At 40.1% G+C, this 13318-nt stretch carries 14 protein-coding genes, 1 tRNA gene and 3 pseudogenes; 7 read left to right on the plus strand and 11 right to left on the minus strand.

What is annotated here, in order from left to right; all coding sequences use genetic code 11:
- Nucleotides 1–124: 124 nt before the first annotated feature.
- Together F972_RS07580 and yaaA are read right to left on the minus strand one after the other, a co-directional pair.
- Nucleotides 125–292: pseudogene (locus F972_RS07580) on the minus strand (metal-dependent hydrolase); the annotation flags it as partial.
- A 30-nt stretch (nt 293–322) separates the two neighbouring features.
- Nucleotides 323–1096: a peroxide stress protein YaaA gene (gene yaaA / locus F972_RS07585; RefSeq protein WP_004682256.1), complete on the minus strand. Its 774-nt coding sequence runs from the start codon at nt 1094–1096 to the stop codon at nt 323–325.
- A gap of 124 nt (nt 1097–1220) precedes the next feature.
- Here yaaA and F972_RS07590 point away from each other — a divergent pair, with 124 nt between their 5' ends.
- On the plus strand, nt 1221–1856 hold the full coding sequence (locus tag F972_RS07590) for an alpha/beta hydrolase (RefSeq protein WP_004682258.1): 636 nt from the start codon (nt 1221–1223) through the stop codon (nt 1854–1856).
- 203 nt (nt 1857–2059) lie between these two features.
- On the opposite strand, the gene F972_RS07595 is transcribed toward F972_RS07590, so the two are convergent.
- Both F972_RS07595 and F972_RS07600 read right to left on the minus strand, forming a co-directional pair.
- Nucleotides 2060–2737: a type 1 glutamine amidotransferase domain-containing protein gene (locus F972_RS07595; protein ID WP_004682259.1), complete on the minus strand. Its 678-nt coding sequence runs from the start codon at nt 2735–2737 to the stop codon at nt 2060–2062.
- A gap of 75 nt (nt 2738–2812) precedes the next feature.
- A pseudogene (locus F972_RS07600) lies at nt 2813–3463 on the minus strand (iron-containing alcohol dehydrogenase); the annotation flags it as partial.
- Nucleotides 3464–3566: 103 nt separating this feature from the next.
- Between F972_RS07600 and F972_RS16580 the strand changes: the two are divergent.
- Nucleotides 3567–3896, plus strand: a pseudogene (locus F972_RS16580) (IS3 family transposase); the annotation flags it as partial.
- Between the two features lie 85 nt (nt 3897–3981).
- Here F972_RS16580 and F972_RS07605 read toward each other — a convergent pair.
- From F972_RS07605 to F972_RS07620, 4 genes are all read right to left on the minus strand, one after another.
- Nucleotides 3982–4284, minus strand: a complete 303-nt coding sequence (locus F972_RS07605; protein ID WP_000920558.1) for a putative quinol monooxygenase — start codon at nt 4282–4284, stop codon at nt 3982–3984.
- Nucleotides 4285–4525: 241 nt separating this feature from the next.
- Complete coding sequence (fghA, locus tag F972_RS07610; RefSeq protein WP_004757900.1) at nt 4526–5356, minus strand: S-formylglutathione hydrolase; 831 nt, start codon at nt 5354–5356, stop codon at nt 4526–4528.
- Nucleotides 5357–5584: 228 nt separating this feature from the next.
- The gene (locus tag F972_RS07615; RefSeq protein WP_004757899.1) at nt 5585–6697 is read right to left on the minus strand and encodes an S-(hydroxymethyl)glutathione dehydrogenase/class III alcohol dehydrogenase; all 1113 of its coding nucleotides are present in this window, start codon (nt 6695–6697) and stop codon (nt 5585–5587) included.
- Nucleotides 6698–6718: 21 nt separating this feature from the next.
- Complete coding sequence (locus tag F972_RS07620) at nt 6719–6994, minus strand: metal/formaldehyde-sensitive transcriptional repressor (RefSeq protein WP_001133624.1); 276 nt, start codon at nt 6992–6994, stop codon at nt 6719–6721.
- 468 nt (nt 6995–7462) lie between these two features.
- Between F972_RS07620 and F972_RS07625 the strand changes: the two genes are divergently transcribed.
- Together F972_RS07625 and F972_RS07630 are read left to right on the plus strand one after the other, a co-directional pair.
- Nucleotides 7463–8458 (plus strand): zinc-dependent alcohol dehydrogenase family protein, encoded by a 996-nt coding sequence (locus F972_RS07625; protein ID WP_004769408.1) that lies wholly within the window; start codon nt 7463–7465, stop codon nt 8456–8458.
- Nucleotides 8448–9464: a zinc-dependent alcohol dehydrogenase family protein gene (locus F972_RS07630; protein ID WP_004769409.1), complete on the plus strand. Its 1017-nt coding sequence runs from the start codon at nt 8448–8450 to the stop codon at nt 9462–9464. The genes F972_RS07625 and F972_RS07630 overlap by 11 nt, the downstream gene beginning before the upstream one ends.
- 50 nt (nt 9465–9514) lie before the next feature.
- Here the strand turns inward: F972_RS07630 and F972_RS07635 are convergent, their stop codons facing one another.
- Entirely contained in the window at nt 9515–10414 is a 900-nt protein-coding gene (locus F972_RS07635) for a LysR family transcriptional regulator (RefSeq protein WP_004769411.1), read from the minus strand.
- A 135-nt stretch (nt 10415–10549) separates the two neighbouring features.
- On the opposite strand from F972_RS07635, the gene F972_RS07640 reads away from it, so the two are divergent.
- From F972_RS07640 to F972_RS07650, 3 genes are all read left to right on the plus strand, one after another.
- Complete coding sequence (locus tag F972_RS07640) at nt 10550–11290, plus strand: SDR family oxidoreductase (RefSeq protein WP_004769413.1); 741 nt, start codon at nt 10550–10552, stop codon at nt 11288–11290.
- Between the two features lie 71 nt (nt 11291–11361).
- Nucleotides 11362–12360 (plus strand): zinc-binding alcohol dehydrogenase family protein, encoded by a 999-nt coding sequence (locus tag F972_RS07645; protein WP_004682270.1) that lies wholly within the window; start codon nt 11362–11364, stop codon nt 12358–12360.
- Between the two features lie 20 nt (nt 12361–12380).
- The gene (locus F972_RS07650; RefSeq protein WP_004769414.1) at nt 12381–12665 is read left to right on the plus strand and encodes a putative quinol monooxygenase; all 285 of its coding nucleotides are present in this window, start codon (nt 12381–12383) and stop codon (nt 12663–12665) included.
- A 136-nt stretch (nt 12666–12801) separates the two neighbouring features.
- Here F972_RS07650 and F972_RS07655 read toward each other — a convergent pair whose 3' ends face one another.
- Together F972_RS07655 and F972_RS07660 are read right to left on the minus strand one after the other, a co-directional pair.
- On the minus strand, nt 12802–13020 hold the full coding sequence (locus tag F972_RS07655) for a cold-shock protein (RefSeq protein WP_004679548.1): 219 nt from the start codon (nt 13018–13020) through the stop codon (nt 12802–12804).
- 214 nt (nt 13021–13234) lie between these two features.
- A tRNA-Met gene (locus F972_RS07660) sits at nt 13235–13311 on the minus strand.
- Nucleotides 13312–13318: the final 7 nt, after the last annotated feature.

Consider the following 13318-nt stretch of genomic DNA (forward strand, 5'->3'; position numbering starts at 1 on the left):
CTGTCATGAGAAAGCCCATATAAATGGGTAATGTACAAGTTGCTGTAGAAGCATGTTTAGTTCGTCTGATCACAGATACTTTATAAACTATTTTAATACTTTTTTGAATCCGTCAATGCGTAAGTCCTAGTAAAATAAGACATTCATATAAATGCTGAATGGTATGATAAGCCCGTTGTTTTTCGCTATAGGCAGCGATGAGTTTATTCAATATTTTCTGTGGTTCAGAAAAATGATAGTGTTGATGCAACTCAAACCATGATTTTTCTAGGGCTGGTATATATTGCTGCATCGATAACACCTTTAAAAATTATTGATTTACTTATTGCTCATCCCGCTTAAAGACCAACTCTTTGTCTGATGAACTTTCAGTATCAAAATAATAGCCATCACTATTAAATGCTTTGAGCTGCTCTACCTGACTCAGTTTGTTTTTAATGATATATCGTGCCATTAGACCTCTTGCTTTTTTCGCATAGAAACTAATGACTTTATATTTTCCATTCTTTTGATCCAGGAACACAGGCTTGATAATCTCCACCTGAATTTTCTTTTCATTTACAGATTTATAATATTCGTCAGAGGCTAAATTTATCAATACTTTTGCATCAATATTTACCAAGTCTTGATTGATCTGATCGGTAATAATATCACCCCAAAACTCATACAGGTTATGGCCGCGTGTATTGTTTAGTTTTGTGCCCATTTCCAGACGGTATGGCATCATCAAGTCCAAAGGACGCAATAAACCATAGAGACCTGACAACATCCGCAAATGCTGTTGGGCGAAGTCGATTTCCTGATCATCGAGATCATAAGCATCCAAACCTGTATAGACATCCCCCTTAAATGCAAACATGGCTTGACGGGCATTGGAAAAATCAAAATCTGCATTCCAGTCACGGAAACGCCCAACGTTTAAATTTGCAATTTTCTCACTAACTGTCATCAGAGAAGCAATTTCAGTTGCCGAAAGTTTGCGGCACACGTCAATCAATTGTTGAGACTGTTGTAACAAACGAGGTTGTGTATAAGTATCTGTTGGTAAAGCTGTTTCGTAATCTAAAGTTTTTGCTGGAGAAATTAAGGCAAGCATAATCAATCAAAGTGAATCTAAATTCCCTAAACTATAACAGTTGATAATTTTTAATGCCAATTCGTGTTCTCGCTAAGTTTTATCGGTAAAATAGTGGATTCTTCCATTACCCATACCATGTCTTATGTCTGAGCAAATATTCATTCAAGGTCCTGTTGGTCAAATCGAAATATTTGTCGATCAACCTAAAGGTGAAGTGACAGGTTTTGCGGTGGTGTGCCATCCTCATCCTTTACAAGGTGGTACACCGCATCATAAGGTTCCTGTGTTGCTGGCTCAGATTTTTAATGAAATGGGTTGTGTGGTCTATCGTCCAAGTTTTCGGGGTCTGGGTGGCAGCGAGGGTACACATGATCAAGGTCATGGTGAAACGGATGATATTCTGACTGTGATTGAATATGCCCGTGAAAAACATGCTGGCTTAACATTCTACGCAGGTGGCTTTAGTTTTGGTTCGCATGTACTGGCAAAATGTCAGGCGCAACTCAGCGAAGAACTACGTCCGAAACAACTGGTTTTATGTGGATTACCCACAGGTTCAGTGATCGAGTTGCGTCATTACACCACTCCAGCAATTGACGGGGATATTTTATTTGTTCATGGGGAACAGGACGATATTACCCTGCTTTCAGATATGATTGCCTGGGCAAAGCCACAAAAGCATCCGATTACCATCTTGCCTGGCGCAAACCACTTCTTTACGGGCTATTTAAAACAGCTCAAACAAGTGATTAGCCGTTTTTTAAACGTGTCGATTTAACAAGATATCGAGGACTTACGCATTTCCCAATCAGCTTCTGCAATTGATAATTGACATACTTCACCCACTTTCGAGTAGCTCGAATAAAAGCTATTAACTCAGGCCTGTCACCATTAAGTGAGGGTTATTTTGCTTATTGCGCCAGTTGCTCAGAGTCAGAAGTTTATTCACTGCTAAGCACCACAACAGACACTAGCTACTCTTTATTTCAACAATTGAAGTAATGCTGTAGCGGTTGCAGCAGAAGAGGCTGGATTTTGTCCAGTAACCAGCAAGCCATCTACTTGAACATATACTTGCCAATCATCCACTTTAGAATAATGACCACCGTTTTCTTTAAGCATGTCTTCGACCAAAAATGGTACAATTTCAGTCAAACCTACAGCAGCCTCCTCAGTATTGGTAAAACCAGTCACTAATTTACCGCTGACTAAAGGTGCTCCATTACTCGCTTTCACATGTCGAAGAACACCTGGGGCATGACAGACTGCTGCAACAGGTTTGCCAGATTGAATCGCCTGTTCAATCAGAGAAATTGAAATCGGATCTTCTGCTAAATCCCACAATGGGCCATGCCCGCCTGGATAAAACACTGCATCATAATCAGCTAAAGAAATTTCGCTAAGTTTATGCGTCTGTGCCAATGCTTGCATTGCAATTGAATCAGCTTCAAAACGATGAGTAGTTTCAGTTTGCGCATCGGCTAAATTACTTTTCGGATCTAGTGGTGGCTGCCCACCTTGAGGCGACGCCAGCGTAACTTCAGCACCAGAGTCAATAAAGGTGTAATACGGTGCAGCAAGTTCTTCTAGCCAGAAACCTGTTTTCTTACCAGTATTGCCAAGTTGATCATGTGAGGTTAAAACGATTAAAATTTTCATGTTATTTCTCCGATAATTTTCAGGATTGAGGAGCATTGTTACAGGGTCAGAGCATGCCAGATACGCGCATTTAGCTTAGATGCTCGTCTCGAGAATTTGGCGACTGATCTCTAATGAAACATTTTTATGTTCGCCTAGCTGTGTCAGATTGTGTGATTTAAGTTGCGTAATGATGATCTCAATATCTGTCTCCCCCAGTTCATAATCGCTAAGACGAGTCGGCAATCCAAGTTGCTCAAAGAAGGCTCGAGTACGAGCAATAGCAGTATCAATACGTTGTTCTTCATCACCTTCGACAATCTGCCAGACTCGAGCTGCATACTGTAGTAATTTTTCTCGCTTCTCTTGACGACACACTTGTAAATTGGCAGGCAACACAATGGCCAAGGTACGAGCATGATCAATACCATATAAAGCCGTAAGCTCATGTCCAATCAAATGGGTTGACCAATCTTGTGGTACACCAGCTCCAATCAGCCCATTCAGTGCCATGCTAGCAGCCCACATCAAATTCGCACGCGTGTCATAATCTGCTGAATCTTCCAAGATTTTCGGTCCAATCTCAATCAGAGTTTGCAATAAACATTCGGCAAAACGATCTTGTACTTGTGCATTGACAGGGTAAGTTAAGTACTGTTCCATGACATGAACAAATGCATCGACCACGCCATTTGCTAACTGGCGCGTCGGCAAGCTAAAGGTTTTATTCGGATCAAGCACGGAAAATAATGCGGCTTTTGACTGCACCATGTGCTAACTATACATAAAATAGACCAGTCGTCTATTTTTATAAAAATTATCTCAGCTTGGCGATTTTAGTGATGGTTAAACAAATTCAGGCTTGTTCTATACCACTTTTATTATTGACGTATTTTCACGAGCGATTGTTGGATCGAAAGAATCAACACGTATGACTATTGACATGGTCGTGAACGCATTGGCTAAAACAGTGAATGGCTCATACAAAATAGCGATGATTAAATATTTTAAAAGTAGATTGGCACGGTTTAGCAGATGTACAAATGCGACACTAAATTAGAAAGATTGGTTCAATATAAAGCGTGTACCTGGGTGCATTCGTTTATTTACTCTGTTTTGGATATTGACCCATGTAAATGGTGAGATTAAGCCATTAAATAAAGTAGCCCAACTTGAATAAAAAGCCTCTGACAAACCTCACAGGGTTGAAGTGCTGCCTTTCATTCAAAATTTCAGGCAGCACACTCATACATTTAAGCGTCGGTTTAAGCTGGTAGTTTACTCGCCAAAACATCTACTTTTTCAATTGACGGTGGCTCTGAAAATAGCTCTTCGGCCTGAGCCATCAAAGCAGCTGCAACCTTGCCAGATAAATGTGCTTGGCGACCCGCCTCATCAGGAAATGCATCAAAAATACCAAATGTTGTAGGTCCAAGACGTAGGCCAAACCACGCAACTGTCGCAGGTTCTTCCATTACAATAGGTAAACCGGCTTTAAGGAAAGCTTCCACTTCGTCTTCTTTACCCGGTTTAGCTTCAAGACGGACATATAAAGCTGTTTTAAGCATGACTAAAACTCCACAATTGATTAAAATTAAAACTCATACTGACATTGATAATGTGTGCATGTCAGAAAGTTTTGTTGTACAAAGGTTAAAAACAATTTTCCATAGCAGAGCCAAAATTTGGATGTTTATTTCGGCATAATGCTATGAATTTATTCAAGTTAAGATCATTAACATTTGAATCAAAAAATATTGCTCAAGAAGCATTCAAGAACAACATTGTACATCCTCATATCTATGAAAGTTATTTTGCTAGGAATTTGCTGTGAAACTCTATATGTTTCTCTATAAAGCTCGCAATGAAGTAATAGCTATGGTCATACCCTTCTCTTAGGTTAAGTGTAAGAGGATATTCTTGTTCCAAACAAATATCACTAAGAAGCTTAGGTCTTAACTGTGCTTCAAGAAAATCATCAGCTGTTCCCTGATCGACTAAAATAGGTAAATGAACTTCAGCGTTTTTGATTAATTCAATCGCATCATAGCTTTTCCATAAAGTTTCGGTTTCACCTAGGTAGTGTGTGAAAGCCTTTTTCCCCCAAGGTACTTGGCTAGGTGCAACAATTGGTGCAAAAGCAGAAATACTTTTATACAGCTCAGGATTTTTTAAACCAATTACTAATGCACCATGACCCCCCATGCTATGCCCCATAATGCTTTGGACTTGGTTGGTCGGAAAATTCAGGTCAATCAGATTTCTGAGTTCTTCCACAATATAATCATACATTTTGAAATGCTGTGACCAGGGTGCTTGTGTTGCATTCACATAGAATCCTGCGCCTTGGCCTAAATCATAATCTGCATGATCTGGTACATCCTCTCCACGTGGGCTGGTATCTGGTGCAACAATAATGACTTTATGTTCAGCCGCATACTTTTGTGCTCCGGCTTTAGTAATAAAGTTCTGTTCGTTGCAAGTCAGTCCTGATAACCAATATAAAACTGGCAACCGCTCATCTTTATCATGAGGTGGCAGATATATTGAGAATTTCATTGAACAGTTTAATGCTATTGACTGATGGCGATACACTTCTTGCGATCCACCAAAAGAAGCATGTTTCTCAATTATTTCCATAATCAATTACCTATGTTGAGCAAGACTTCATGAGAAATCGAGTAAACAAAGAGTCTGACATTCTCCACAGAGAATACTGATAAAGATTTAAAATGTAGGCAGGTTTGTTGAACCTATACATGATGGATACATAGATAGATCTGTTTTACAGATGATGTGCCGTTTTAGAGGATTCCATGCATGTCAATCATGATTCACATGCATGGAAAAGTATAAGGTCTGACGGAATTATTCGTAATGAATTACAGTACGAATTGACTTACCTTCATGCATTAGATCAAAGGCTTCATTGATCTGATCCAAGCCCATGGTGTGTGTCACAAATGGTTCTAATTGAATTTTACCTTTCATGGCATCTTCAACCATTCCTGGAAGTTGCGTACGACCTTTTACCCCACCAAAGGCAGAACCTAACCATCTACGACCAGTAACCAGTTGGAATGGACGGGTAGAGATTTCTTGACCTGCGCCAGCTACACCAATAATTACGGATTGTCCCCAGCCACGGTGTGCACTTTCAAGGGCTGCACGCATCACATTCACGTTACCAATACACTCAAATGAATGATCTACACCCCAGCCAGTCATTTCGACAATGACTTGCTGGATTGGTTTATCGTAATCTTTAGGGTTCAAGAAGTCCGTTGCACCAAACTCTTTTGCCAGCGCAAATTTATCTGGATTCATGTCAACCACAATGATACGTCCTGCTTTAGCTTGACGTGCGGCTTGTACGACTGCTAGACCAATACCACCTAAACCAAAGACCGCAACACTATCACCTTCTTGTACTTTAGCCGTGTTATGTACTGCACCGATACCCGTTGTTACCCCACAACCCAGTAAGCAGACATGTTCGTGATTGGCTTCAGGATTGATTTTAGCCAATGATACTTCTGCCACTACCGTGTATTCACTGAACGTTGAGCAGCCCATATAGTGGTAAATCGGTTGACCATTGTAGGAAAAACGAGTGGTACCATCTGGCATTACGCCTCTACCTTGAGTTTCGCGAACGGAAATACACAAGTTCGATTTTCCAGATTTACAGAATAGGCACTCGCCACATTCAGCGGTGTAAAGTGGAATTACATGATCACCTGGTTTGACGCTAGTCACGCCTTCACCCACCTCAACTACAACACCAGCACCTTCATGCCCGAGAATAGCCGGAAAAACGCCTTCAGGATCATCGCCAGATAAAGTAAATGCGTCTGTATGACACACACCGGTATGGGAGATCTTAATTAATACTTCACCTTTCTTCGGTGGTGCAACATCAACTTCAACAATTTGAAGAGGTTGACCAGGACCAAACGCAACGGCAGCACGTGACTTCATGGAATAATTCCTTATACAGATCTATTTTAAATATGATTTTAGAATCTTGGCGATTTCAGCCAATTCTTCTTTTCGTTGTTGTTCTGTGGTTTCACCTGATACTAATGTGTCCTTTAAATGAACCTCCAACATTTCATTCATTAAACCATTAATAGCACCACGCACAGAGCATATTTGTTGCAGAATTGCACCACATTCCACATTATCTTCTAACGCTTTTTCAATCGCTTGTGTCTGACCTTTGATCTTTCTGACGCGTAGAAGAATCTTTTTTTTGTCTTCAACCTGATTAGGCATCAGACCTCCTTATTCGCTAGCATTAATACTATAGTACCCCATAGTATAAAAAAAGCAATAATTTTTATAAATCGAAAATCAAAAAGATCTTTAGCGAAAATTTTCTATGCCTGTTTTTAGTTTTTTTTTAAATTAACATCGTAGAGCTGATGCTAAAGTCACAAAGAATGGGACTTTAGCTCCCATTTTTTTTATTTTGGCTCATGTTCTTTGTGATGCTGTGACCTTTTAGAATTATGTTTCAAATTTTAGCCACTTTGTAGATATTTTGAACATTTCAAGCCTTGAAAATACTGCCGACAGTTTAGATTAAACTGCCTTTACAGACTGTACTAGAATATTTTTAGTGAGCGGATGATATTTATTATTCATTATTTAGGAATTATTAAATCCTATAAATATCATTTATTGGATTATTTTACTTTGGTACTGTGCACATCATCCCCCATTTAAGAATAAGGAACAACTATGAATAAGATGATGAATGCTCTTATCCTAGAAAATTTTGGTGATCATGAATTTAAACGTGTAGAACTCCCTATACCTCAACCAGAGGCTGGGCAAGTTCTAGTACGTATTCATGCTAGTGGTGTAAACCCTATTGATTATAAAATTCGTCTTGGTGAAGCACCATATGCTATGCCAGAGCTTCCTGCCGTGTTGGGAACAGATATGGCTGGGGTTGTAACTGCTGTTGGTGAAGGTGTCACCGACTTCAACGTCGGAGATGAAGTTTACGGTCTGATTGGTGGCGTTCGTGGTCTTCAAGGATCTTTAGCAGAATATGTTGTAGCAGATGCCGATCTGATCGCATTAAAGCCACGGAATATCTCTATGCGCGAGGCAGCAGTACTACCATTGACGTTCCTCACTGCTTGGGAAGGTTTAGTGGATCATGCGAAGGTCCAACCAGGTCAAACTGTACTGGTTCAGGGTGGTGCTGGTGGCGTTGGTTATATGGTGGTTCAGCTTGCAAAAGCACTTGATGCAAATGTTTGGGCGACTGGTCGTACAGCTGATCAATCACTAATTTCAGAACTCGGTGCAACACCTCTCGATTACACAAAAGCATCTTCCGATGACATTATTGCTGCAAGCCCTGAGGGTCAAGGTTTTAACATTGTTTACGACACTGTGGGTGGTCCAGTACTAGAAGCTTCACTTTCCATGACAACTCACTATGGCCACATTACCAGCTGTGCTGCATTTGGTAATCATAATTTAGCGAGTTCATCTCTACGGTGTGCCACACTGTCTGGCGTATTCGTCCTATTGCCGATGTTAACAGGCAATCGCCGTGCTCATCATGGTGATATCCTTAAGATCGCGACTCGTCTTGTTGAGGAAGGTAAACTGCGTCCTATTGTTGATCCTCGTCATTTTACTCTAGACCAAGCGATTGAGGCTCATGATGCTGTTCAAGATCGCTCTGCCAATATTAAGGTCGTGATTGATGTCATTTAACGCACTTCAGGCCAAGACTTGGCGCTTCAATAGTATTGGAGATACAGATGTTCTGACATTAGAAACACTTCCTGTGGCTTTACCAGCCGCAGGAGAAGTTCTAATCCAGATGAAAACGATCGGACTCAACCGGGCTGATGTAATGTTTCGGCGTGGTACTTATATTCAAAAGGCAGTATTCCCTTCTCGTCTGGGATATGAGGGAGCAGGCATAGTTCTGGCAATAGGTGAAGGTGTACGCCAATTTTCTCCAGGAGATGCAGTATCGATTCTTCCAACTGACAATCTAGCCAAATATGGGACATATGCGGACAAGCTTCTGATTCCAGAAACTTTTTTAGTTCACAAACCCGATAGTTTAAGCTGGGAAGAAGCTTCTTCAATCTGGATGCAGTATTTGACGGCTTGGGGTGGTGTAATCCATGCTGGTGGAGTTTCGAAAGGAAAAACGATCTTGATCACAGCAGCTTCAAGTAGCGTAGGACTAGCTGCGATACAGATAGCTGAAGCAGCGGGTGCTAAGGTCATTGCAAGTACACAGACGATAGAGAAAAAGCAACATTTACTGGATCTCGGTGTTAAAAATGTTATAGCCACTGAAGATGAACCAGATTTGTATGAGGCGCTTGTTTTACGTTTAGGTGGAGAACATCTTGATGTCGCCTTCGATGCTGTAGGAGGGCCTCATATTGAACAGATTGCAAAAGCGATGTCTGTAGGAGGAACGATGGTTATGCATGGTGCGCTTAGCCCGGAGATCACACCATTCCCCCTTAAAGTTGCATTACGCAAGAGCTTAACTATGCGAGGTTTTTTGTTCCTTGAGGTCCTCCATGATCCTGTTCTAAGGGAGCAAGCCAGACGATTTATTCTTAGCAGTATAGGTGCAGGATATCTTCGTCCAGTGATCGACCGTTGCTTTAACTTTGAGGACATGCATGACGCTCAGCGCTATCTTGAATCAAATCAGCAAATAGGAAAAATTGTAGTTACTCTAGATACATGATGGACTTATCTGATTTCTACTTTCTAGAAAAAAGGTTAGTTCCATCTGATTCAGGTTTCTATATGGCCCAACACTTCCGCTAAGTAATCAAACAATGCTCGGATTCGCAAAGGTGTTGGGCCCCGCTGTGGACGATATAAATACAGGCGCCAAACGGGAGAGGTTTCCTCATGAAGTATCTGAATGAGCTTACCACTCCTAAGCCACGGCAAAACTAGAAATCCAGGCATGTGTCCGAATCCAACTCCAGCGAGAATAGCTTGAAATTCAGCTTCTAGATCATCTGTAATAAAACGAGGCTTTGATGGCGTAAAGCTTCGACTTTCGGTGAATGTCCATGGCCAGTAACGTCCTGTTTTATGATCGACTAGTGCTGTTAGAGGGTATTTATCAAGGTCAATAATTTTTTTAGGCATTCCAACCTTATCAATTAACTCTGGCGTACCCACAGAATAAAAATTCACTTTAGCCAATTCCCTTGCCACATATCGATTGTCCGGCAAAAATCCAAATCTGATCCCGATATCTATCCGCTCATCGATCACATCCGAGTGTGAATCTGTGAGCACACAATCCACGACAATATCTGGATAACGTGTGGCAAATTCTGCTAGTGCAGGTACTACCAATTTACGCCCTAACACAGACGACACAGTAAGACGGACAGTCCCACGCATTTCATCTCGTTTTTCCTTGGTGTCTTTTACAAACAAAGCATCGATCGATCCCACCGCAAAACGTGCTTGCTTTGCCAGACGCTCACCATCAGCGGTAATTTTAATTTGTCGAGTACTCCTGTAAAACAGAATCTCTCCGCGCTGCTCTTCTAGCTCTTTTATTGCCCGTGTCACTGCCTGTGGGGAAATACCCAGCTGAGTTGCTGCCTCTTTAAAATTTCGAGACTCTGCTGCGACACAAAAGATACGCATCATTTCCAATTTGTTATGCATGTCCAATCCTGTGTTATGGCAATTATTCCGTAAATTGGAATTCTGAAAGATAATATTATTCATTTATTATACCTAACAAGGCTGTAATACTTAACCCATCAAATATGATTGACAGATAGGTTGAAGGTTACTTGTATGAATAATATAGAAAATAAAGTTGTTGTTATCACTGGTGCAAGTAGTGGTTTAGGTGAAGCTACTGCTCGCTTCCTTGCTAAAAAAGGTGCAAAGGTTGTACTTGGTGCTAGACGTACTGAAAAATTAGAGGCTATTGTTCACGATATTCGTGCTGAAGGTGGTCAAGCTGAATTTATTGGTATGGATATAACCAAACCACAGGAAGTACAAGCACTTATTGAAAAGGCATTAAGCGCATTTGGTCAAATCGATGTATTAGTAAACAATGCTGGATTAATGTCTATTGCACCATTAAGTGAGCTAAAAGTTGATGAATGGGATCGTATGATCGACATTAATATTAAAGGTGTTCTTTATGGTATAGCAGCTACCCTACCTGTTTTCCAAAAACAAAACTTTGGACACTTTATTAATCTCGCATCTGTTGCAGGGTTAAAAGTATTTAGTCCAGGAGGTACTGTTTATAGCGGTACTAAGTTTGCTGTAAGAGCCATCTCTGAAGGCCTTCGTCATGAAGTTGGGGGAACAATTAGAACGACGACTATTGAGCCTGGTGCAATTGAGTCAGAACTAAAATTCGGTTCTTCTCATAAAGAAAGTTCAGAGTTCGTTACGGATTTCTACAAACAAGCCATACCAGCTGACTCAGTCGCTCGAGCAATTGCTTATGCAATTGAACAGCCTGCGGATGTAGATATTAATGAAATTGTTTTACGCCCAACGAGCCAAGAGTTTTAATAATTGAATAACAAAAAATGGGAGCACCTCGCTCCCATTTTTACTATATTTTTAAAGTTAAGGACAAATCTATGAAAGCCGTATCGTATGTTATCAATAACCATGATGATTTTAAAAATTCATTGGTAGATATTGAAAAAGCGAAGCCTACGCTTAAGGAGCGTGATGTACTGGTAAAAGTTCAGGCAATCTCTGTGAATCCAGTTGATACCAAAGTGAGAAAAAATTCGTCTGAAGCAAATAATCGTATTTTAGGTTGGGATGCCGTTGGGGAAATTATTGAAGTTGGCTCAAAAGTTACCTCGTTTAAAGTAGGAGATTCTGTTTGGTATGCTGGCGATTTAACCCGAGATGGTAGTAATGCTGAGTTTCAAGCAGTCGATGAACGAATTATCAGTCTTAAACCCATTACAGTATCTAATGCAGAAGCAGCAGCATTGCCATTAACTGCAATAACCGCATGGGAAATGTTGTTTGATCGTTTTCAAATTTCAGAAACAGAAGTTGGCAGTATTTTAATTATTGGTGGTGCAGGTGGTGTAGGATCAATCGCGATTCAACTCCTAAAAGCAAAAACAAATCTGACCGTTATAGCAACAGCTTCACGTGAAGAAACGAAATCTTGGGTGGAATCACTGGGTGCCGACCATGTCATTGATCATAGCAAAGATTTAAATGCACAAATCGAGACACTAGGCATTGAAAAACCAAAATACGTATTCTCTACAAATCATACAGAAACATATATCAAGCAAATAGTTTCTCTGATTGCACCACAAGGCAAGCTTGGATTGATCGATGATCCACAAACATTTGATATTATGCCGTTTAAGACTAAATCTATTTCTATCCATTGGGAGTTGATGTTCACCCGTTCAATGTATGAAACCGATGATATTGAAAAGCAAGGTGATCTATTGCAACAGGTTGCCCAATTAGTTGACCAGCAAAAAATTAGAAGTACTCTCAACCAAAATCTAGGCAAAATTAACGCTGCAAACTTGGAGAAGGCGCATAAGTTGCTTGAATCAGGTAAGTCAAAAGGCAAAATTGTACTAGAAAACTTCTAAAACAAATTAAAGGTGAAATAATGACTATTTCAGTAATTGTAAACTTTAAGGCAAAGTCAGATCAAAAAGAGACGTTAGAAGCGCTTTTAAAAAGTGTAATAGAGCCTACGCTTCAAGAAGAAGGATGCTTGAAATATGAGCTTTATATTAGCGAAAATGACTCGAGTAGATATTTCTTCTTAGAAGAATGGCGTAGCAGAGAGGATTTAGATATCCATCTAGCCACTGATTATATTCAAAGTTTATTTGGTAATATCCAATCGCTCATTGAATCAAGTGATATTGTAGAAATCAAAAAAATATAGCTGTATTCGGACATTATGATGAAGGGCGAATTCGAGACTGTAAATAACAGTGTGTAAGTCCTATATTTTTATTCTATCCATTTAATTTTCAGATAAAAAAAGCTCACCAAGGTGAGCTTTTTTTCAAAAGATTTTATTAGTTCTGGGCAACTACAGTAATACCCGTCGCTTGAGGACCTTTTTTACCTTGAGCAACAGTAAATGATACACGTTGTCCTTCATGAAGAACCTTAAAACCATTGCTTTGGATTTCACTGAAATGAGCAAATACATCTTGCCCAGAATCGGCATGAATAAAACCAAAACCTTTAGTTTCATTGAACCACTTAACTGTACCAGTCACAGAATTAGACATAAATTAACCTATATACAAAAATACTTTGGATGCTTAGCAGCAATTAACTGGAAATAATAAACTCTGAAACTAAATCTGATGAAACGAAAGGTTTGGTTAAACTACGAAATCTAAGATTTGCTGAATCAACAGTATTATTCTTCTAGTTATTATTTACTATACACGCTTTCTCTTAACACGCAATCAATATCTGTTCATATTGATATACAAAATTTGGATGCGGGGGCTGGATTTGAACCAACGACCTTCGGGTTATGAGCCCGACGAGCTACCAGACTGCTCCACCCCGCATTAGGGA

Origin of the sequence: Acinetobacter sp. CIP 102529 (genome assembly GCF_000368325.1) — a bacterium.
In the GTDB taxonomy this organism is placed as follows: domain Bacteria; phylum Pseudomonadota; class Gammaproteobacteria; order Pseudomonadales; family Moraxellaceae; genus Acinetobacter; species Acinetobacter parvus.